We start from the raw sequence: 17,617 nt of genomic DNA, 5'->3' as shown, positions 1-17,617 counted from the left end.
CATTTCCCCTGAACTTTCCGAGGCGGCGCCGCTTCGTGCGCTGATCGTCGACGACGAGCCGCTGGCGGTGGAACGCATGCAGGTCATCTGCTCGCGGATCGAGGGCGTCTCGGTCATCGGCACGGCCAGCGACGGCCAGGCCGCGCTGCGCCTGATCGACGCGCTGACGCCGGATCTCGTCCTGCTCGACCTGACCATGCCGGAAACTGACGGACTCACCGTGGCCCGGCGTCTCTCGGGCAAGCCCGATGCGCCAGCGGTGATCTTCGTCACCGCGCATGACGAGTTCGCGGTCGAGGCTTTCGACCTCGATGCCATCGACTATGTGCTCAAGCCCGTGGCGCCGGACCGGCTGGAGCGGGCCGTGGGCCGGGTGATGTCGCGGCGCGGAGACCAGCGCACGGCGCCGACCAGCCAGTGGCTGGAGGAATTCTGGGTGCCGCATCGCTCCGAACTGGTGCGCGTGCCGGCGGCCGACGTCGAGCGCATCGATGCCGAGCGCGACTATGTGCGGCTGCATGTGCGGGGCCAGAGCTACCTTCTGCTCCAGACCATCACCAGCCTGGAGGAGCGGCTCGATCCCGAACGCTTCATCCGCATCCACCGCAGTTGCATCCTGCGCCGCGATCATGTCACCGGCCTTCGGCACGAAGGGCTGGGGGTGTGGTCGGTGGAAACCGCCAGCGGCGATGCCTTGCGTATCGGCCGGACTTATCTGCCGACCGTAAAAAAAATGGCGGGCCGCTAGGGCCCGCCAGGTCATATCCGGTTATTTTTTAAGGGACTTCGGGATAGGGTGTGGGGCGTCTCCAAGATCGGACTTACTGGCCGACCGCGAGCCGTTCGGCGCCGGCCTTGTCGACAGCGCCGGCAACCTGCGCGCTGACGTCGGCACGGGCCTTGCTGTAGCATTCGGTGGCATCGGAGCTGCGCAGGCGCGACCCGGTGGTGACGCGGTTGTAGTCGCAGGCTTCACGCGCGGCGGTATCGATGCGGCGTTCCAGCTTCTGCTGGCCTTCCGGCGTCGAGAGATTCAGGTCGGAATAGCGCACTTCGACATTCTTGGCGAAAGCGGGGGCCGGGGCGGTTGCGGCAACCACGGCACCAAGGACAAGCCCGGCAGCAGCGGCGGCGATCATGTTGGTCTTGAACATCGTCTCTTCCTCCTCAGGGGAGCCGTGTGCAGAGAGTTTCGTCGCAACCGGCTCGGTGAAACCTGTTTGCAGCCGAATCGCCGCAGCTTCACGCGAGGCTCGACCGTCACCCGTTCAAGGTCGACGAAGGCCGGGTGGTGGGGATGAACGACATTGGGTGTCGACGAACGACGTCTTGCGATCCGGGCTGCGCGAAAGAACTACGGCGAATCAGCACTGCGAAAATCGCGGTCTATTCGAAAGCTGGCTTTCCTCGCCGTTTGACGGTACCATTTGTATGTACTTATGGGACTGATCCTCGTCTTCTTCCTTGGGATATTCAACTTCGCCGCGCACAAGGCGGTGCTCGAAAGCGGCCATCGAATGCTTTCGCAGATCCCGTGGTTCTTCCAGCCCCTGGGCGGGCGCTTCAGCCTTGTCGTCGAATTCGTGATGCTGCTGGGCGCGATGATCGCCGTGGCCGGCGGGTCGGCGGGCTGGGCCTGGGTCTACATCCTCTACTCCGGTCTCAACGGCCTTTCCGCCTGGCTGATCTCCAGCGGACGGCTTTGATCGGGAACCCGGCGGGGCGAGGCAGGTTTCTGGCGGCATGACGCAAACGGAACATCCCCGCTCTCGTCCTGGCCAGCAGGCCGGAATCCCGCAGTCCGCCGCGCCGCTGCCCCGGGTATGGCTGGTCTGCAACGCTGCCAGCGGCAGCAATGACGATGCCTCCGTTTCCCGGGTCGAGGAAAACCTGGCCGATGCCGGCTTTCCGGTGGTCCGCACCTTGCGCTTTCCCGAAGAGGATGCGCCGACACCGGCCGTGCTCGATGCCGCGCAAGTGGATCTGCTGGTCACCTTCGGCGGTGACGGCACCACGCATTCGGTAGTTGCGGCGGCCAGCGGCTGGAGCGGCGCGGTGCTGGTGCTGCCCGGCGGCACGATGAACATGCTGCCCAAGCGCCTGCACGGCGATGTCCCCGTGGAAGAGATCGTCGCCCGCCTCGCCGGCGGCCCGCTCGACACGGTGCGGCCGACCGTCATCGCCAGTCGCCACGGAATCGGCCTGACCGGCGTGCTCGCCGGACCCGGCACCGTCTGGAACGAGGTGCGCGAGGCCATGCGCGCGGTGAACATCGTCGAATTCGTCAACACCGCGCGGCAGGCGATCTCCTGGTCCGCGAACGGCCCCAAGGTATTCTGCGCCGAATCGGATTGCGGCCGCGAGGACGGATATGCCGCCATCACCGTCACGCCCGGCGAAAGCGGGCTGGAGGCGAACGGCTATTACGCCGAATCGCTGGCGGACTATGCCGGCCAGGGCATCGCCCTGCTCAACCGCGACTTTCGCGACGGACCGCACGATTCGCTCGGCAGCCATCGCCGGCTCAAGCTGGTCTGCCCCGATGGCGAGCCGATGGGCCTGCTGATCGACGGCGAACCTTTCGATGGCGGCGCGGAGGAGGAGTTTTACCTCGCAACTTGCGAAGTCGATCTGGTAACGACCCGCAATGCTTCCTGAAAACTCTCTCTCGCCGGGCGATCCGATCCGCCTGTTCCACTTGAGCGACATCCATTTCGGGTTGGAGGACAGACGCGCCATCGATTGGGCGAAGTCCTGCATCGCGCGTGAAAAGCCCGATGCCGTCGCCATCACCGGCGATCTGACCATGCGCGCACGTCATCCCGAATTCGACGCGGCGACGACGTGGATCAAGGGGCTGGACGTGCCAGTGACGGTCGAAGTGGGGAATCACGACATCCCCTATTTCAACCTCTACGAACGGTTTTTCGCGCCCTACAAGCGGTTCCACGCCATCGAGAGCATGGTGGAGGCAGAGCTTCACCTGCCGGGCCTGGCCATCGTTCCGCTCAAGACCACCACGCGCGCCCAGTGGCAGCGCTTCCCCTGGTCGAACGGATGGGTGACGGAAAAGGCGCTGGCCGAAACTCTGGCCGCCATCGATGCCCTGCCCGCGGGAACCCGCGTGCTGATCGCCGCGCATCACCCGCTGACCGAGCGACGCGCCAAGGACAACAAGCTGCTGACGATCAACGGCACCCGGACGATGGAAGTGCTGGCAGGCCGCAAGGTCATGGCCGTGCTGTCTGGCCACATTCACGATGCTTTCGACCTCACCGCCGAGACTCCGGCCGGGCCGCTGCGGATGATCGGCGCGGGCACGCTGTCGAAGCGGATTCGCTCGACCCCGCCCAGCTTCAACGAAATCACCATCGAGGGCGACCGGATCAACGTGGTCGCCCGCAATCTCGATCATTTGCCGACATCGGCCATGCAGATCGACCAGGTGCCCGAGAACGCCCTGCCCCCGCGCGAACCGGGCGAGCCGGTGGCGCCGGTGGGCGCGGTGCCGCCGGTCGATCCGCCGGTGCACTGATCGTCCGAGGTCTGGCCAACGACAAAGAGAAAGGGCCGCACCGTCGAAACGGTGCGGCCCTTTTCATTTCTGCCGTCGCTGCGGGAAGGGCCGCGGCGACGGCTCTGGGAATGCTTACTTGTAGTCGTGATCGACGTTGCCGATGCCGTTGATCTCGGTCTTGAGGTTGGCGGGCTTGCGCACCAGGCTGACATTGCCGATGCCGTTGATGGCAACGTCGACCGTGCCGGTGGCACCGATGGTGATATTGCCTGCGCCATTGACGCGGATCAGGGCATCGCGGGCTTCGACCTTGCCGAAGTCCAGGTTACCCGCGCCTTCGGCGGTCACGGCCAGCTTGCGGACCTTGCCCGAGGCTTCGAGGCTGAGAGCGCCGTTGCCGTTCACGGTCAGGCTGTCCTGGTCGAGCCCGGTCAGGGTCACGTCGCCCGGCGCTTCGAAATCGAGGCCTTCGATCTCGGGCGCGGAGATGCGGACCTTCAGGCCCTTGCGGCCGTGCCACTTGCCCTTCACGTCCAGGCGGCCGTTTTCCCAGGTCAGGCGGTCGACCAGCTTTTGCGGGCCGGTGACGACCATCTCGGCCTTGTCGCCCTTGGTGAAGACGAGCTGGACGGGGATGTCCATGGCCAGGCGGGCGCCGGGCTGGATCTGGAAGTTGCGGGTGATCTGCGGGCTGTCCGTATCGTCACCGTCCATGGTCCAGTTGAAGTCTCCGCTGTGGATGTCCTGGCGGAACTTGTCCCCGCCGATCAACCAGGCCGCGCTGAAAGCGACGATCGTCAGGATCACGCCGCTGGCGAATACGATGAGCAGTTTCCTGAACATCACTTGGTTCCTTTCTCTCGTTTTTCTCAGTTTTCGGGGTGGATGGCGGGTTCGATCACGCGGTAGTGAAGGCGGCCGAACCACATGAGGGCATTGATGATCCAGATGCTGACCAATGTCAGCAGCGCGGCGATCGCCACGGCGGCGCTCATCGTGCCGAGGCCGCCCAGGATCGCGACGAGGATGCCGCCCGGAAAGCCGCTGAACGGCCCGGCGATCAGCATGAAGCCGCCTGCCACGAACACGGCGATGGCCGCGACGTAGAGGCCGAACATCACGCCCAGCACCGGCAAGACGATGGGCAGCAGGATCAGGATGTCGATGGTCGCCAGCCCCATGAAGGCCAGGATCGCGCCCCAGGCGGAGGACGGCGAGCGTCCGCTTTCCCAGTTGCGGAAGCCTGCCTCGAAGCGGAGTTCGCGGGCAAGGCGGCCGGGATCGCCAAGGGCGGCGGCCACTTCCTGTTCGCTGCGGCCTTCGGCGGCGCCGGCTTCGAAGTGCTCTTCGTAGTCGGCTGCGATCTCGGCGACATCGCCTTGCGGCATGCCCTTGAGACCGGCCTTCAGGCGCCGGATGAATTCGTTACGCGTCATGGCTCGGCTCCTCTGCGATGGGGCCTTCCATCGGAGCATCGGGCGAAGGGGCGGCAGCCTCTTCGATCAGCCCGTCGACGGCGGCGGTGAAGCCGCGCCATTCCTCTACCTGTTCGGCAAGGCGGCTGCGGCCGGTTTCGGTGATGCGGTAGTACTTGCGCGGCGGACCCGAGGGGGATTCCTCCAAATAGGTCGCCACGAGGCCATCCGACTGCATGCGGCGCATGAGCGGATAGATCGTGCCCTCACCCATATCGACCGCCGCGGCCATGCGGCTGGCGATCTCGTAGGCGTAGCTGTCCCCCCGCGACAGCAGGGCGAGCACGCACAGGCCGAGCACTCCCTTTTTCAGCTGCACTTCGATTTCGGACATCGAATCATCTCCTGCGAATGAGGAGTGTATATTGCAAGCTACCGTGTAACGCAAGGTACCTTGCCAAGATTAGTACGGGGCGTGGCAAGGTACCTTGCTATGACCAGGTATCTGGCACCGTGTAAACCCGCCTTGGCCCCGCCTTGCCGAGCCTTGGCGGCAGGAAATTCCAATTGTTCCGCGCCTTTGCGCCGTTTCGCTGCAACCACGCGCCGAGCCGTGAATTGTCGGGAGTGGCCAAGGAGAAACACTTTGACACAGCCCCCCTCTCGATTCCCCTCCCCGCATCGCCAGCCCTGGTTCACCGCATTGGTCCTCCTTGCGGTCGGCGCCGTGTTCACGGCCGGCGGCGTCTATCTCGCGACGCTGGCGGGTTCCCTCTATTATCTCGTCGCCGGGCTCGCCCTGATCGCCACCGGGATCCTGGCGCTGCGACGAAGACCGGAGGCGCTGTGGCTCTATGGCGCGCTGCTGGTGGGCACCGTGCTCTGGGCGCTTCACGAGGTGGGACTGAACGGTTGGGGGCTGGAGCCGAGGCTGGTGGCGCCCACCGTGCTGGGCCTGTGGCTGTCGCTGCCCTGGGTGCGGCGCGGGATCGTGCCGGCAACCGATCGGCGGCCCCTCGCCCGCCATGCCGTCCTGGCCCCTGCCCTGGCCAGCGGCCTGGCGATCGTGGTGCTGATCGCCGGCTTCGCGCAGCCGGTGGGCGTGGCGGGAGACGCCGGAAACCGCCTCTTCGCCGGCCAGGTGGACGGTTCGGTACCCGCCGAGGACTGGTGGTATTACGGCCGCACCGCCAAGGGAGACCGCTTTTCTCCGCTGGACCAGATCAACACGGCCAACGTGAAGAACCTCAAGGTGGCCTGGACCACCCAGACCGGCGACACGATGCGCCCGGGCGAGGATATCGGCGGCACCGATGCCGGCCACGAATTCAACTTCGAAGTGACGCCGATCAAGGTCGGCGACACGGTCTATGTCTGCACCGGCCACTCCTGGGTCGAGGCGCTCGATGCGCGCACCGGCAAAGTGAAGTGGAAGTTCGACCCCAAGGCCAATACCGACGCCGACGTCTACTTGGCCTGCCGCGGCGTCGCCTATTACCGTGCGCCGGAAGGCAAGAGCAGCGTCTGCCCCACGCGCATCCTGGCCCCCGTGCTGGACGCGCGGATCATGGCGCTCAATGCCGAGACGGGTAAGCCCTGCGAGGACTTCGGCGACCATGGCTTCATCAGCCTGGCCAAGTACCTCGGCCACGTTCCGGCGGGCTTCCACTTCGTCACCTCGCCGCCGCTGGTCGTTCACGACCGCATGATCCTGGGCGGCTGGGTCTACGACAACCAGTCCCGCAACGAGCCTTCGGGCGCGATCCGGGCCTTCGATCCGGTCTCCGGCAAGATCATCTGGGCCTGGGACGTCGGCCATCCCGATCAGGTGGTGCATCCCGGCGACGATACCGTGCTGACGCGCGGCACGCCCAATGCCTGGGGCGTCTATACCGCCGATCCGGACCTCAACATGGTCTACCTGCCGCTGGGCAACGCCACGCCGGACTACTTCGGCGGCGGACGCCGTCCTTTCGACGAGGCATATTCCAGCTCCATCGTCGCCTTGGACATCACCACCGGGACGCCCAAGTGGCACTTCCAGACCACTCACCACGACGTGTGGGACATGGACCTGCCGATCGGTCCTTCGCTGGTGGACCTGCCCATCGGCGGGAAGACGGTCCCTGCCCTTGTCCAATCGTCGAAGCGCGGTGAATTCTGGGTGCTGGATCGCCGCACCGGCAAGCCCGTGGTCGAAACCATCGAAAAGCCGGTCCCGCAGGACGGCGTTCCGGGCGAGACCCTGGCAAAGACCCAGTCCTACCCCGTCGGCATGCCGTCGCTGACGCCCGCCGACCTCGTCGAGAACCACCTCTGGGGCGCGACGCCGATCGACCAGATGATGTGCCGCATCCAGTTCCGAAAGGCGCATTACGAAGGGCAGTTCACGCCGCCCCAGCTCAAGCAGACCATCGTCTACCCGGCCTTCGACGGGGTGATCGACTGGCACGGCGCCACCATCGATCCGCAGCGCAAGTTGCTGATCGCAAACTCGAACTACATCCCCTTCATGATTACCATGAAGCCGCGTGAGCCCTTCGAGAAGTCGGGCGCGGTGCCGCCTTGGAACGGTTCGGGCAACGAGCCCAGGATCGGTCCCGGAATCGCGCCGCAGTACGGCACGCCCTACGTCGGCATGGTCCACCCCTGGCTGAACCCGATCGGCGTGCCCTGTAACCCGCCGCCGTGGGGCACCCTGACTGCCATCGATCTGGTGACTCACAAGATCGTCTGGCAGCGCCCCATCGGCGACACCCGCGCCACGGGCCTGGGCGGAACCCATACCAACCTGCCGCTGCCGACCGGCATCTTCAATATCGGCGGCAACATGATGACCGCCGGCGGCCTCGATTTCATCGGCGCCACGGCAGACAACATGTTCCGCGCGGTGGACGTGCGGACCGGCAAGACGTTGTGGGAGGCCGGTCTCCCGGCCGGCGGCAATGCCACGCCGATGACCTATTCGGTGGACGGCAGGCAATACGTCCTGATCGCCGCAGGCGGCCATGGCGGCCTGGGCACGAAGACCGGCGACTACCTCGTCGCTTACGCCCTGCCCCAAAGCTGAGTCTCGGGCCGATCCGTCAGCCCTGCAAGACAAGGGGCGCCGCTTTCCTGCGGCGCCCCTTTTCGATTCAGCGCCTGGGGATCTTCAGCGCGGCCATGCCGGCGATTGCGGCGATCACGCTTTCGCTTTGGGTAACGCGATTCTCCGCCGAAGCGGTGTAGACCGTCAGGACGAAGGAGCCGCCCGACGGGGGCCGTATGATGGCGATATCGTTGACCGCGCCCGCATCGTTGGTCCCCGGCTTGTTCGCCACGGTCCAACCCCTGGGCACGCCCGCGCGAATGCGCCGAGTGCCGTTCTGTTCGTTCCGCATCCAGCCCAGTAGCGTCGCGCGCTGGTGGTCGCCCAGAACGGTCGACGTCAGCAGCAGGGTTCCCAGCGAACGGGCGATCGCGGCGGGTGTGGTGGTGTCGCGGAAGTCTTCGGGGGCGCCCAGGTTCAGCGCGGGCTCCATGCGGTCCAGCCGCGAAATGTTGTCGCCAAGGGTGCGGAACAGCCGGGTCACGGCCGGTGGGCCGCCGACGAGATCGAGCAGGTAGTTGGCTGCCGAATTGTCGCTGTACTGGACGGCGGCCTTGCACAGCATCTCGGCAGACAATGTGCTGCCGTCCCGCTGCCGGGCGGTCACCGGCGAATTGCCGAGCCGGTCGGTATCGCGGATCGTGACCGGGCGTTGCAGCAGGTGCGGATTAGTGGCCGCTTGGCGGTACACTTCGGCGGCCAGGAAGATCTTGAATGTGGAGCAGAGCCGGAACCGCTCGTCCGCGCGGTGGGCGAAATGGATCCTGCCATCGCTGCCGCGCATGACCGCGCCGATGCGCATGCCGTGCTGTCGCTCGATTTCTTCCAGATCGGACGCTGCCTGGGCGGGACAGGCGAGTGCAGCCAGGGCGAGGCCAGCGATCAGGTGACGGCGGGAAAGGGCATGGTCCATCGTTTCCCTCGGCGCAATCCGGACGCGCATCCGGCTATCTCACGGCTTAGAAACAAAACAGGCCGTGCAACAAAGCAACAAAAAAGGGCCGCGGTTGCCCGCGACCCCTTTTCGTAAAGCCGAAGCTCTCGGTAAGCGAATTAACGCTTCGAGAACTGGAAGCTACGACGTGCCTTCGCACGGCCATACTTCTTACGCTCGACGACGCGCGGGTCGCGGGTAAGGAAGCCGGCAGCCTTGACGGCGGCGCGCAGGGCGGGCTCGTACTTCGAGAGTGCCTGGGCGATACCGTGCTTCACGGCGCCTGCCTGGCCCGAGAGACCGCCGCCCTTGACGGTGGCGATCACGTCGTACTGGCCGTCACGACCAGCAACCTGGAAGGTCTGGTTGATGACGAGACGCAGTGTCGGACGTGCAAAGTACACTTCCTGGTCGCGGCCGTTGATGATGACCTTGCCGGTGCCGGGCTTCACCCACACGCGGGCCACGGCGTCCTTGCGGCGGCCGGTGGCGTAAGCGCGGCCATAGGCGTCGAGCTGCTGCTCGCGCAGGGGCGCGTTCGAAACGACGGGCGTGAAGGTCTCTTCCGACGTTTCAACGGCGGTAGCGACTTCGCCGAGGTCCTTGAGGTCGGACAGGCTCTGGACGGTTTCGGTATCGGACATTACGCGCCCACCTTGTTCTTGCGGTTCATGGAAGCGACGTCGAGCGCTTCGGGCTGGGTACCACCGTGCGGGTGCTCGGTGCCTGCATAGAGGTGCAGGGCGCGCATCTGGTCACGGCCGAGCGGACCACGGGGGATCATGCGCTCAACAGCCTTTTCAAGCACGCGCTCGGGGAAACGACCGGCGAGAACCTTGTCCGCGGTCACTTCCTTGATGCCGCCGGCATAACCGGTGTGCTTGTAGTAGGTCTTGTCGCCCAGCTTCTTGCCGGTGAACTTCACCTTCTCGGCGTTGATCACGACGACGTGGTCGCCGCAATCGACGTGCGGGGTGAAGCTCGGCTTGTGCTTGCCGCGCAGGAGGTCGGCGATAACGACCGCGAGACGGCCAACCACCAGACCCTCGGCATCGATCAGATGCCACTTCTTTTCCACCTCGGCCGGCTTGATCGACCGGGTGACCTTCGTAAGCGCCTTCATGGCTGGTCTATCCCTAATGTTCATGTCGCGGAGGCCGAATCGATCGCTTTCACGAATCTCCGGCACCGCGGGAAGGCGGCCAAATCGTCGAAAAGGGCCGGCAAGTCAAGCAGAGCGCGGCATTCCAGAGAGGTAAAATAATACCTCTAAGGTTGCGTGCTGCCGATCGCGGCCAGCCAGGCGGTAGTAGCCGGCGCGGCAGTGTCGCACCGCCAGCCCAGCACCGCGGGCTCCTCGTAAGGATGAATTTCGGCCAGCCGCGCCGTGGCGGCATCGAGCAGGGCGGCGTTGGTCTTCACCAGCAGGCCTTGCTCGCGGCTCGTGCCCTTCTCGCCGTTCCAGACGAAGAGCGAGGTCATCGCCGGGAGCAGGTTGGCGCAGGCGGCCAGGCCCTCGTCGAGCAGGGCATTGGCAGCCTTCAGCGCGCTCTCCTCATCGGGGAAGGGGCACCAGATGAGCGCGGGGGTAAGCGCCGGGCCGTTGGCCTGCCCGGTCACATGGTCCGTCACATGCCAAGCCCGACCTGGTCGCGGCGGCCCAGGCAATGCGCGCCCCAGACCGTGGCCGCAACGAGCAGCGCGCCGCAGAGCTGGTGCGCCACGGCAAGCCAGAGCGCCACGCCAGACCACACCGTGAAGATGCCGAGCAGCACTTGAGTGCCGAACGCGGAATGGACGGCGATCGAAGCGAGACGCGCATGGCGGGCCTTGAGCCTGCGGCCCATCACGATCAGCACGGCGACCACGGCCCAGGCCCACCAGCGGTGCACGAAGTGGGTGAGGAACGGGTCGTTGACCAGCGCATGGAGCGCGCCGCCGGCCCATTCCACGCCGTCAGGGAAGAAGCTGCCCTGCATCAGCGGCCAGGCGTCCATGGAGAACCAGCCCATGCCCGCGACATAGCCGGCGCGCAGGCCTGCCACCATCGCGCCCATGAAGAGCTGGATGAACAGCATGGCCAGGGCGAGGGCGCCGAAGCGGTTGAGGCGGGCAGGGGCCTGGCCACGTCGCAGTTCGCGAAGGTCCAGCGCCGTCCAGACCAGACCGCCCAGGGTTGTCAGCGCCACCAGCAGGTGCGCGGCAAGGCGGAAATGGCTCACCCGGTCCGCAGCCTCGGCGGAGAGGCCCGAAGAGACCATCCACCAGCCGACCACGCCTTGCAGCCCGCCCAGCGCCAACAGCGCGACCAGGCGCGGCTTGTAGCCCAGGGGAATCGTGCGCTTGTACCAGAACCACGCCAGCGGCAGCGCAAAGGCCAGACCGATCACGCGGGCCAGCAGGCGGTGCACCCACTCCCAGAAGTAGATGAACTTGTATTGGGACAGGGTCATGCCCGCCGGGCCGTTGACATCGATATATTGCGGGATCTGCTTGTAGCGGGCGAACTCGGCCTGCCACTGCGCGTCGGTCAGCGGGGGAATGGCGCCGGTGAGCGGCTTCCACTGGGTGATCGACAGGCCGGATTCGGTCAGCCGGGTTATGCCGCCGACCGCGACGATAAGGATGACCAGCGCGGCAACGATCAGCAGCCAGCGAACCATGGGGGCGATATCGTCGGCTGTACCGAGGAGGGGGCGACCGTCAGGGACTCTCATGACGCAAATCCCTGCGATCTTGCGACGAAATGCGCAAGGGGCACGTCGACCGAATGTTTCATGACACAGTCAGGACTTGATGAATGTTACAACGTCTCATACATGGGCAGTCATGCGCACCGCCATCATCGCGATTCGAAACCGGCTGGACCGGGCAGGCATCGTCCTCAGCGGTCTTTGCGCGATTCACTGTATTCTCGGCGTGTTTTTCGTGGGTTTCCTGGGGCTTGGCGGCGAAGTTCTGCTCTCGCCCGAGGTTCACCGCGTCGGCCTGGGGCTGGCCCTGGTGGTCGGCGTGATCTCCCTGGGCTTCGGCGTCGTGCGCCATGGCCGCGTGGGACCCCTGGTGATCGGCGGCCTGGGCCTGGCGCTCATGGCCACGGCCATCGTCGTCGGTCATGGCCTGGCAGAATCGGTGCTGACCATTTTCGGCGTCGCGCTTGTCGCCTTCGCACACATCCGGAACTTGCACCGCGCGCATTGAAAGTGCCGATTGGGCACTTTCCAAATCGTTTCTCCGCGCTATCTGCGGCCCATGGCTGAAGAACTTTCCCTCACCGTGAACGGCGAACCGCGCCGCGTGGCGCCCGGTTCCTCGATTGCCGATCTCGTGTCGGGCATCGGCCTCGATCCCCGCAAGGTCGCCGTCGAGCGCAATGGCGAGATCGCCCCGCGCTCGACCCTGGCCGATGTGCTGCTGGCCGATGGCGACGTGCTGGAGATCGTCCACTTCGTGGGCGGTGGCTGAACCTGTTCGCCGGACCGATCCCTGACATACCCGTTCCCCGAAAGGACGCGAACCTTGACCGATACCGTCTCCGATTCCTCGACCACCGATTCCTGGACTGTCGCTGGCCGGACCTTCCGTTCGCGCCTGATCGTCGGCACCGGTAAGTACAAGGATTTCGAACAGAACGCGGCGGCGGTGGAGGCTTCGGGCGCGGAGATCGTCACGGTGGCGGTGCGCCGGGTCAATGTTTCGGACCCCAAGGCGCCGATGCTGACCGACTTCATCGATCCCCGGAAAATCACCTACCTGCCTAATACCGCCGGCTGCTTCACCGCCGAAGACGCCATCCGCACCTTGCGGCTGGCGCGCGAAGCGGGCGGCTGGGATCTGGTGAAGCTGGAAGTTCTGGGCGAGGCGCGGACGCTTTATCCCGACATGCGCGAGACGCTGAAGGCCACCGAAATCCTCGCGAACGAAGGCTTCCTGCCGATGGTCTACTGCGTGGACGATCCGATCGCGGCCAAGCAGCTTGAGGATGCCGGCGCCGTGGCGGTCATGCCGCTGGGCGCGCCGATCGGCTCGGGCCTGGGCATCCAGAACAAGGTGACCGTCCGCCTGATCGTTGAGGGGGCCAAAGTGCCGGTCCTCGTCGATGCTGGCGTGGGTACGGCCTCGGAAGCCGCCGTGGCGATGGAGCTGGGCTGCGACGGCGTGCTGATGAATACCGCGATCGCCGAAGCCCGCGACCCGATCCGCATGGCTCGCGCCATGAAGCTGGCGGTCGAGGCTGGCCGCGATGCCTATCTGGCAGGGCGCATGGCGCAGCGCCGCTACGCCGATCCCTCCAGCCCGCTCGCCGGCCTGATCTGAGAAATCGGCCGCGGGGCATTTTTCTTCACGATGGCCGATAGCTCTGCTGCAGCATGGCCGATTGTGACGGAAAAGTGCCGCGGACGGCCATTTTCAAAGCGTCCCGAAATGAAATGCTGCAAGAATCTTGCGGCCATTATCGGGTTGAAACCATTATCCGGTTAAGGCTGTAGCAACCGAAGAGGCGGAGATTGGTTCTAGTGACAGGGAGGATTGTCCTTCCGTGTCACGAGGATCAGGACCATGACTCACACGGGAAAGGCCACCATCACCATCGGGGAGCTGCGGGAATTCGCCAGCTTCACGCCCTGCGAGCAGCGCTACATCCGGCGCAGCCTGGACGTGGGACTGGGCCGGCAGGATGCTCTGGGTCTCTGGGCGCGGGACGGCGTCGAAGCCACCTCGATCCGCAAGCAATACGAAGCCTACGCGGATCTCGCTGCGCTGCGCGAGATGCGGCCTGACGAATTCGGCTTCGACGACATTGCCGCGTTCATGGGCAAGCTGCTTTACGTCGCCGCCTTCGATCTCGCCCAGGAACGCATCGAATCGTTCCCGGCCTTCCGGTTCCTTTACGAACGCCTGCTTGGCGGTTGGGTAAGGCCCTGGCTGCCCGGCGCCTTCTGCGGAGCCGCCGCGCTTCCCCAGATCCGCCCCGATCGCCGCAAGACGTTGCTTCACTCGATCAGTGAAGCGGCGGCCACGGCATCTGGCTGGTCGGAGCGCGAACCGTCGTTCTATCCGGAATGGATCGAGAAGGAGATCGCCTGAGTTTCGGGCCGATCCGGTGCTTCGGCGCCGGATCGTCTCGCCCGCACGTCAGCTTTCGCTGCCCCATTGCAGGGTCTGCGGATCGCCCAGGGTAACCAGACGCCGGAGCGAAGCGCGGGCCAGACGCTCGGTTTCCACCTTGCGCCGTGCCGCGGCAAGCTGGCGCAGCGGCGCCGGGCGCAGAATCTCGGCATCGTAGCCATCGGCAACGATCACGCCGCACTGGTCGGGCAGGAACGGCTCGGTTTCCAGCGGCGCCCGGTCCAGCGAGGGGGGCAGCCCCCAGTAGAAACGGTCGCAATAGTCCAGATAGTCGGGCCATTTGCCGTCCCCCAGCAAGTCCGCGCGCGAGACCTTGATTTCGACGATGACGACATGCCCCTTCGCGTCGATGCCCATGAGATCGGCGCGGCGCCCGCAGCGCAGCGACATTTCCGGCAGGCACCAGATGTCGTTACGAGCAAAAAGCCGCCCTATTCCGCGCGCCACATCGGCGGCGACGAGAGAAAGAGCGGGAGAAACGAGCGGAGAATCAGCTTCGGCCATCGCGGCATAATAGGAACATAGAGGGAACTTTCAAGCCGCAAGGCATCTGGAGCGCTGGCCCAGCCAGAACGGCCGACAGGTTTTTCCCAAGTCCATGATGGATCGAAGTGATTTGGCGCTGGCAACACCGCTCATGCTCTGCTAGTCGCCGCGGGCACTGCACCCGTAGCTCAGCTGGATAGAGCGCTGCCCTCCGAAGGCAGAGGCCACAGGTTCGAATCCTGTCGGGTGCACCATTTCTCTCAATAGCTTAGTCGTTTGGCCTCTCACAGCCGGTGTCTGCGGGCATCACCGGGGTAGCACGCCTGCTTTGTTCGGGGTGTTTTCGAATCGTAGTCGCGTCAGTTTCAGCGCAATCGCAAACACGTTTCGACTCGATCCATCATGCTGGGCTAGAAGTTTAAACGATTCACGCTTGAGTCGCGGACTCAAGTAGCTATATTTGTCAAGCGGGGTTGCGCTGGTGAATGCCAGAGTGCGCCCCGCTCGTCAGCAGCGTATTATGCCAAGCTTCCTTGGATCGCCGCCAAATGCCCTTTTCTCTAGAACGTGATCGAGCGCCAAAAACGAGTCAGCTAGCCCAAGCTTCTCGATTTTTGGAGTTGGAGATTCAAAGCGTAGAAGCGAAAATGCGCAGAAATCTGCTGCCTGAATGAACAAACTTTTTTTCGAATCGCGATAAACTACGTCTTCTATGATGCGATCTAGCGGACGCGCGAGTGTACCGCCGAATCTCCCTGGAATAGGATTGTATCGGCGTAAACGGCGAACCAGGCTGTCGAAGTTTTTGCCCTCATCAGAAATGAGCATGGCTCGGCTGTCGCGGACCTGCATATTTCGCTGAATCCGATTACACATGCGTTCAAAGAGCATTAGCTCCTGACTGCGGCGTCCATGGGCGTTGATGATCCTACATTCAGGCAGAAGGGCTATATGCTCAAGCGCTTTGCGAAAAATGATCGCACGCTCTGATCTCACGATGGTTTGGGGAGCAACATTGCCTCTGCCTCCCAGCCAGTCAGTGGCATGCATCTCCAACTGCATATAAACCCCGTGAGATGCTTTGATCGCCCGTCTGAAAGCGAGCAGGTGATCTAGAGCATCTACCCACAGAGCCGCTGGAAGAATGATAGCTGAGAAACAGCACGTCTTCTCATCTTTGGAATCATCTATGTAAACCAAGTGCATTGATGAGAAAAATCAAACGAGTGCTGATGAGTCAATGTCACGCTCGATCAAAGCCGTTCAAAGTTGGGACTGTGATCCAGCTAATTTTGAGATGACATTCTCGCCATAACGCGCCGCGATTTGCTCAAAGAACTCAGGCTCAACGCTTTTAACGAACGCCAGCATCCCGGCCAATCGAGTCATAGCTTCCGCGTCAAGCTTCCCAGCGAAGGCGCTGTGTAGCGCGGCACGAATTCGCCTTTTCCTTTCACGGCCGAGTGTCACTCGCCCGTCATTGGCCAGGACCAAACCAGTTACAACACGCCTGTACTTCATCGTAGCAAGTACGGTTTTCTCTTGGTTTAAGGTAAGGCGCGGATTTTCCATTTCTGACAGCGTACGATTTAAAATTTTCTCCACACGTGTCAGATACCCTGTCCGTCTGGCGGAGAAAGTTAGATCATCAGCATATCGCGTGTAAGTTACCTGATCTTGCCTAACCCTTCGTGATATTAGATCATCAAACTCATACATTAAAACGTTCGATAGCCATGGAGATGATGGGGCACCGATAGCCAACCTAAGAAGAGTGCTTCCAGGAACTCTGCAAAAGAATAACTTAGTGCTTAAGGTGACGTCATCGGGATCATCGAACAAATTGTACTTTGCGCAATAATTTTTCCAGTCGCGTTCACGAATGCTAGTGAAGAAATTCGTGAAATCAAATTTTAAAATAGGGCCGTTTTTCGCATGACGTTCGGCGTTATCTTTAATGGATGCACCCGGAGCGTAAGCGGTAGCAGCCGAATGTACCGGCAAGTCTGACAGGAAGCCCATCAATATTTTTTGAAGTCGCTTCACTTCTCGCGCGGGTTGGGCAATGGGGCGATCTGCGCCTGAGCGCTTTTTAATCGTATAATGCTTGTAGCTGATCGGCGCGCGATTGATGATGGCGCGGACATCGTGCGTTGGTAGGCCCGTTTCAGCCGTCAGAAGCCTGATAATCTTACTCACCGTCGGGCCTCGCTGTGATTGCACGGAAGCGGGAAGGTTCGTTACGTTCCCAATGCTCTCGGATCATGGATCGCCGCCGCCGCCGATTCTTGTTTGGAGCGTTCTCCGTGAGAGTGAAAGTTGCGGCATCGTCGCCGTCTAAAGCGACGTAAAATTCATCGAAGCCTTTCACTCGCGAGGTTATCCACCCCACAGTCTTTGCACAGAGAAGAAATGCGCGAAGCCGTTCGTCCGTCACATCGACGCTGAACAATTTTAAAGTCTCGGATATTTCGTCAAATTTCAACGCGCCGTATTCTTGTATTAGGCCGACAGCCAATTTGATTATGTGGCCTGGCCGTTCAGCATTGAAAGTTGTGGGTTCTCTATCTTTTTCAAAACGAAGTTTTAGAGGAATATTCAAGGTATCGCGGAAAGCTTTTAAATCCATACCTTCATGCGAATTATCTTTAATGCCGACGACTTCGTCTTCTATAACATAAACCGAATGATCGTGCTTGTTTCTGAGACTTGTAATTGGGCCAAGGGTGATAAAAGAGTTAGCTTCGACATAGAAATCGCGAATAACAACAAGCAGGCGCTTTGCTATTTCATCAACCGTCGCAAATGATCCAAGCTCAGTGAAACTTCCTACACTCTCGCAGAACAAGATAATCAACTCTGTGATTTGAGCCAAATCAGATTCAAACTCGAGTATATCGGCGTAGTGAGCCGAAAACACCGAGGATTTCGTAAAATCCTCAGCTAAAACTAGTGGATTGATCGGAACGAATGAGTCCGCTTGAGGGATTCCCATTCTTTCGGTGCCGTGCGACGATGCGGCATGCGAACGGGTATCGAGATCG

22 protein-coding genes and 1 tRNA gene are annotated in these 17,617 nt (G+C 62.8%); 10 read left to right on the top strand and 13 right to left on the bottom strand.

The genetic code is table 11. The features are described from left to right. Nucleotide 1 precedes the first annotated feature (1 nt). Entirely contained in the window at nucleotides 2-748 is a 747-nt protein-coding gene (locus EDF58_RS07720; RefSeq protein WP_132265247.1) for a LytTR family DNA-binding domain-containing protein, read from the top strand. Between the two features lie 73 nt (nucleotides 749-821). Here the strand turns inward: EDF58_RS07720 and EDF58_RS07715 are convergent, their stop codons facing one another. Continuing rightward, a complete protein-coding gene (locus EDF58_RS07715) occupies nucleotides 822-1,154 on the bottom strand; it encodes a UrcA family protein (protein ID WP_243654126.1) in 333 nt (110 codons plus the stop codon). A 285-nt stretch (nucleotides 1,155-1,439) separates the two neighbouring features. Between EDF58_RS07715 and EDF58_RS07710 the strand changes: the two genes are divergently transcribed. From EDF58_RS07710 to EDF58_RS07700, 3 genes are read left to right on the top strand one after another with little or no spacing between them, the layout of a single operon-like run. After that, nucleotides 1,440-1,706: a hypothetical protein gene (locus EDF58_RS07710; protein WP_132264257.1), complete on the top strand. Its 267-nt coding sequence runs from the start codon at nucleotides 1,440-1,442 to the stop codon at nucleotides 1,704-1,706. 37 nt (nucleotides 1,707-1,743) lie between these two features. Then, nucleotides 1,744-2,658, top strand: a complete 915-nt coding sequence (locus tag EDF58_RS07705) for a diacylglycerol kinase family protein (RefSeq protein ID WP_132264255.1) — start codon at nucleotides 1,744-1,746, stop codon at nucleotides 2,656-2,658. After that, nucleotides 2,648-3,535 (top strand): metallophosphoesterase, encoded by an 888-nt coding sequence (locus tag EDF58_RS07700; RefSeq protein ID WP_132264253.1) that lies wholly within the window; start codon nucleotides 2,648-2,650, stop codon nucleotides 3,533-3,535. Before EDF58_RS07705 ends, EDF58_RS07700 begins: the two co-directional genes overlap by 11 nt. Nucleotides 3,536-3,649: 114 nt before the next feature. Here EDF58_RS07700 and EDF58_RS07695 read toward each other — a convergent pair whose 3' ends face one another. The 3 genes from EDF58_RS07695 to EDF58_RS07685 are packed head-to-tail and all read right to left on the bottom strand — an operon-like array spanning nucleotide 3,650 to nucleotide 5,326. Beyond that, complete coding sequence (locus EDF58_RS07695) at nucleotides 3,650-4,360, bottom strand: DUF2807 domain-containing protein (RefSeq protein ID WP_132264251.1); 711 nt, start codon at nucleotides 4,358-4,360, stop codon at nucleotides 3,650-3,652. A gap of 26 nt (nucleotides 4,361-4,386) precedes the next feature. Then, entirely contained in the window at nucleotides 4,387-4,953 is a 567-nt protein-coding gene (locus EDF58_RS07690; RefSeq protein ID WP_132264249.1) for a DUF1700 domain-containing protein, read from the bottom strand. Next, nucleotides 4,943-5,326, bottom strand: a complete 384-nt coding sequence (locus tag EDF58_RS07685; protein ID WP_132264247.1) for a PadR family transcriptional regulator — start codon at nucleotides 5,324-5,326, stop codon at nucleotides 4,943-4,945. Before EDF58_RS07685 ends, EDF58_RS07690 begins: the two co-directional genes overlap by 11 nt. Before the next feature lie 252 nt (nucleotides 5,327-5,578). On the opposite strand from EDF58_RS07685, the gene EDF58_RS07680 reads away from it, so the two are divergent. Then, on the top strand, nucleotides 5,579-8,002 hold the full coding sequence (locus tag EDF58_RS07680) for a membrane-bound PQQ-dependent dehydrogenase, glucose/quinate/shikimate family (RefSeq protein ID WP_207912869.1): 2,424 nt from the start codon (nucleotides 5,579-5,581) through the stop codon (nucleotides 8,000-8,002). Between the two features lie 67 nt (nucleotides 8,003-8,069). On the opposite strand, the gene bla is transcribed toward EDF58_RS07680, so the two are convergent. The 5 genes from bla to EDF58_RS07655 all read right to left on the bottom strand — a co-directional run bounded on the left by bla (nucleotide 8,070) and on the right by EDF58_RS07655 (nucleotide 11,674). Continuing rightward, on the bottom strand, nucleotides 8,070-8,936 hold the full coding sequence (gene bla, locus EDF58_RS07675) for a class A beta-lactamase (protein ID WP_165921358.1): 867 nt from the start codon (nucleotides 8,934-8,936) through the stop codon (nucleotides 8,070-8,072). A gap of 140 nt (nucleotides 8,937-9,076) precedes the next feature. After that, nucleotides 9,077-9,601 carry a 30S ribosomal protein S9 gene (gene rpsI / locus EDF58_RS07670; RefSeq protein WP_132264241.1) on the bottom strand — a complete coding sequence of 175 codons (525 nt, stop codon included), beginning with the start codon at nucleotides 9,599-9,601 and terminating at the stop codon, nucleotides 9,077-9,079. Beyond that, nucleotides 9,601-10,080, bottom strand: coding sequence for a 50S ribosomal protein L13 (gene rplM, locus EDF58_RS07665; RefSeq protein WP_054442085.1), 480 nt, complete (start codon nucleotides 10,078-10,080; stop codon nucleotides 9,601-9,603). The genes rpsI and rplM overlap by 1 nt, the downstream gene beginning before the upstream one ends. A gap of 146 nt (nucleotides 10,081-10,226) precedes the next feature. Further along, a complete protein-coding gene (cutA, locus tag EDF58_RS07660) occupies nucleotides 10,227-10,589 on the bottom strand; it encodes a divalent-cation tolerance protein CutA (protein WP_243654125.1) in 363 nt (120 codons plus the stop codon). Continuing rightward, nucleotides 10,586-11,674: a COX15/CtaA family protein gene (locus EDF58_RS07655; protein WP_132264239.1), complete on the bottom strand. Its 1,089-nt coding sequence runs from the start codon at nucleotides 11,672-11,674 to the stop codon at nucleotides 10,586-10,588. Before EDF58_RS07655 ends, cutA begins: the two co-directional genes overlap by 4 nt. A 112-nt stretch (nucleotides 11,675-11,786) precedes the next feature. On the opposite strand from EDF58_RS07655, the gene EDF58_RS07650 reads away from it, so the two are divergent. The 4 genes from EDF58_RS07650 (at nucleotide 11,787) to EDF58_RS07640 (ending at nucleotide 14,045) form a co-directional block, all read left to right on the top strand. After that, nucleotides 11,787-12,158, top strand: coding sequence for a MerC domain-containing protein (locus EDF58_RS07650; protein WP_132264237.1), 372 nt, complete (start codon nucleotides 11,787-11,789; stop codon nucleotides 12,156-12,158). A 51-nt stretch (nucleotides 12,159-12,209) separates the two neighbouring features. Beyond that, on the top strand, nucleotides 12,210-12,422 hold the full coding sequence (gene thiS / locus EDF58_RS26690; RefSeq protein ID WP_134094847.1) for a sulfur carrier protein ThiS: 213 nt from the start codon (nucleotides 12,210-12,212) through the stop codon (nucleotides 12,420-12,422). 54 nt (nucleotides 12,423-12,476) lie between these two features. Continuing rightward, on the top strand, nucleotides 12,477-13,274 hold the full coding sequence (locus EDF58_RS07645; RefSeq protein WP_134094848.1) for a bifunctional sulfur carrier protein/thiazole synthase protein: 798 nt from the start codon (nucleotides 12,477-12,479) through the stop codon (nucleotides 13,272-13,274). A 243-nt stretch (nucleotides 13,275-13,517) separates the two neighbouring features. After that, nucleotides 13,518-14,045 (top strand): hypothetical protein, encoded by a 528-nt coding sequence (locus tag EDF58_RS07640; RefSeq protein WP_132264235.1) that lies wholly within the window; start codon nucleotides 13,518-13,520, stop codon nucleotides 14,043-14,045. Nucleotides 14,046-14,093: 48 nt separating this feature from the next. Here EDF58_RS07640 and EDF58_RS07635 read toward each other — a convergent pair whose 3' ends face one another. Beyond that, entirely contained in the window at nucleotides 14,094-14,591 is a 498-nt protein-coding gene (locus EDF58_RS07635; protein ID WP_132264232.1) for an MmcB family DNA repair protein, read from the bottom strand. Between the two features lie 159 nt (nucleotides 14,592-14,750). On the opposite strand from EDF58_RS07635, the gene EDF58_RS07630 reads away from it, so the two are divergent. Beyond that, nucleotides 14,751-14,827: transfer RNA gene (locus EDF58_RS07630), tRNA-Arg, on the top strand. A gap of 253 nt (nucleotides 14,828-15,080) precedes the next feature. Here the strand turns inward: EDF58_RS07630 and EDF58_RS07625 are convergent. The 3 genes from EDF58_RS07625 to EDF58_RS25805 all read right to left on the bottom strand — a co-directional run. Further along, entirely contained in the window at nucleotides 15,081-15,779 is a 699-nt protein-coding gene (locus EDF58_RS07625) for a DUF3800 domain-containing protein (protein WP_132264230.1), read from the bottom strand. 57 nt (nucleotides 15,780-15,836) lie between these two features. Then, the gene (locus EDF58_RS07620; protein WP_165921357.1) at nucleotides 15,837-16,772 is read right to left on the bottom strand and encodes a retron St85 family RNA-directed DNA polymerase; all 936 of its coding nucleotides are present in this window, start codon (nucleotides 16,770-16,772) and stop codon (nucleotides 15,837-15,839) included. Further along, nucleotides 16,765-17,617, bottom strand: an 853-nt coding sequence (locus EDF58_RS25805) for a retron St85 family effector protein (RefSeq protein ID WP_207912862.1), incomplete at its 5' end; no start/stop codon positions are given. The genes EDF58_RS07620 and EDF58_RS25805, both read right to left, overlap by 8 nt.

The sequence above is a fragment of the Novosphingobium sp. PhB57 genome (assembly GCF_004342985.1).
Classification (GTDB): Bacteria; Pseudomonadota; Alphaproteobacteria; order Sphingomonadales; family Sphingomonadaceae; genus Novosphingobium.
This window is presented reverse-complemented; position numbering and strand designations above follow the sequence as displayed.

Coding starts and splice junctions, on each gene's coding strand:
- EDF58_RS07715 (WP_243654126.1), bottom strand. CDS start 1,154: ATGTTCAAGACCAACATGATCGCCGCCGCTGCTGCCGGGCTTGTCCTT.
- EDF58_RS07710 (WP_132264257.1), top strand. CDS start 1,440: ATGGGACTGATCCTCGTCTTCTTCCTTGGGATATTCAACTTCGCCGCG.
- EDF58_RS07705 (WP_132264255.1), top strand. CDS start 1,744: ATGACGCAAACGGAACATCCCCGCTCTCGTCCTGGCCAGCAGGCCGGA.
- EDF58_RS07700 (WP_132264253.1), top strand. CDS start 2,648: ATGCTTCCTGAAAACTCTCTCTCGCCGGGCGATCCGATCCGCCTGTTC.
- EDF58_RS07695 (WP_132264251.1), bottom strand. CDS start 4,360: ATGTTCAGGAAACTGCTCATCGTATTCGCCAGCGGCGTGATCCTGACG.
- EDF58_RS07690 (WP_132264249.1), bottom strand. CDS start 4,953: ATGACGCGTAACGAATTCATCCGGCGCCTGAAGGCCGGTCTCAAGGGC.
- EDF58_RS07685 (WP_132264247.1), bottom strand. CDS start 5,326: ATGTCCGAAATCGAAGTGCAGCTGAAAAAGGGAGTGCTCGGCCTGTGC.
- bla (WP_165921358.1), bottom strand. CDS start 8,936: ATGGACCATGCCCTTTCCCGCCGTCACCTGATCGCTGGCCTCGCCCTG.
- rpsI (WP_132264241.1), bottom strand. CDS start 9,601: ATGTCCGATACCGAAACCGTCCAGAGCCTGTCCGACCTCAAGGACCTC.
- rplM (WP_054442085.1), bottom strand. CDS start 10,080: ATGAAGGCGCTTACGAAGGTCACCCGGTCGATCAAGCCGGCCGAGGTG.
- EDF58_RS07655 (WP_132264239.1), bottom strand. CDS start 11,674: ATGAGAGTCCCTGACGGTCGCCCCCTCCTCGGTACAGCCGACGATATC.
- EDF58_RS07650 (WP_132264237.1), top strand. CDS start 11,787: ATGCGCACCGCCATCATCGCGATTCGAAACCGGCTGGACCGGGCAGGC.
- thiS (WP_134094847.1), top strand. CDS start 12,210: ATGGCTGAAGAACTTTCCCTCACCGTGAACGGCGAACCGCGCCGCGTG.
- EDF58_RS07640 (WP_132264235.1), top strand. CDS start 13,518: ATGACTCACACGGGAAAGGCCACCATCACCATCGGGGAGCTGCGGGAA.
- EDF58_RS07635 (WP_132264232.1), bottom strand. CDS start 14,591: ATGGCCGAAGCTGATTCTCCGCTCGTTTCTCCCGCTCTTTCTCTCGTC.
- EDF58_RS07625 (WP_132264230.1), bottom strand. CDS start 15,779: ATGCACTTGGTTTACATAGATGATTCCAAAGATGAGAAGACGTGCTGT.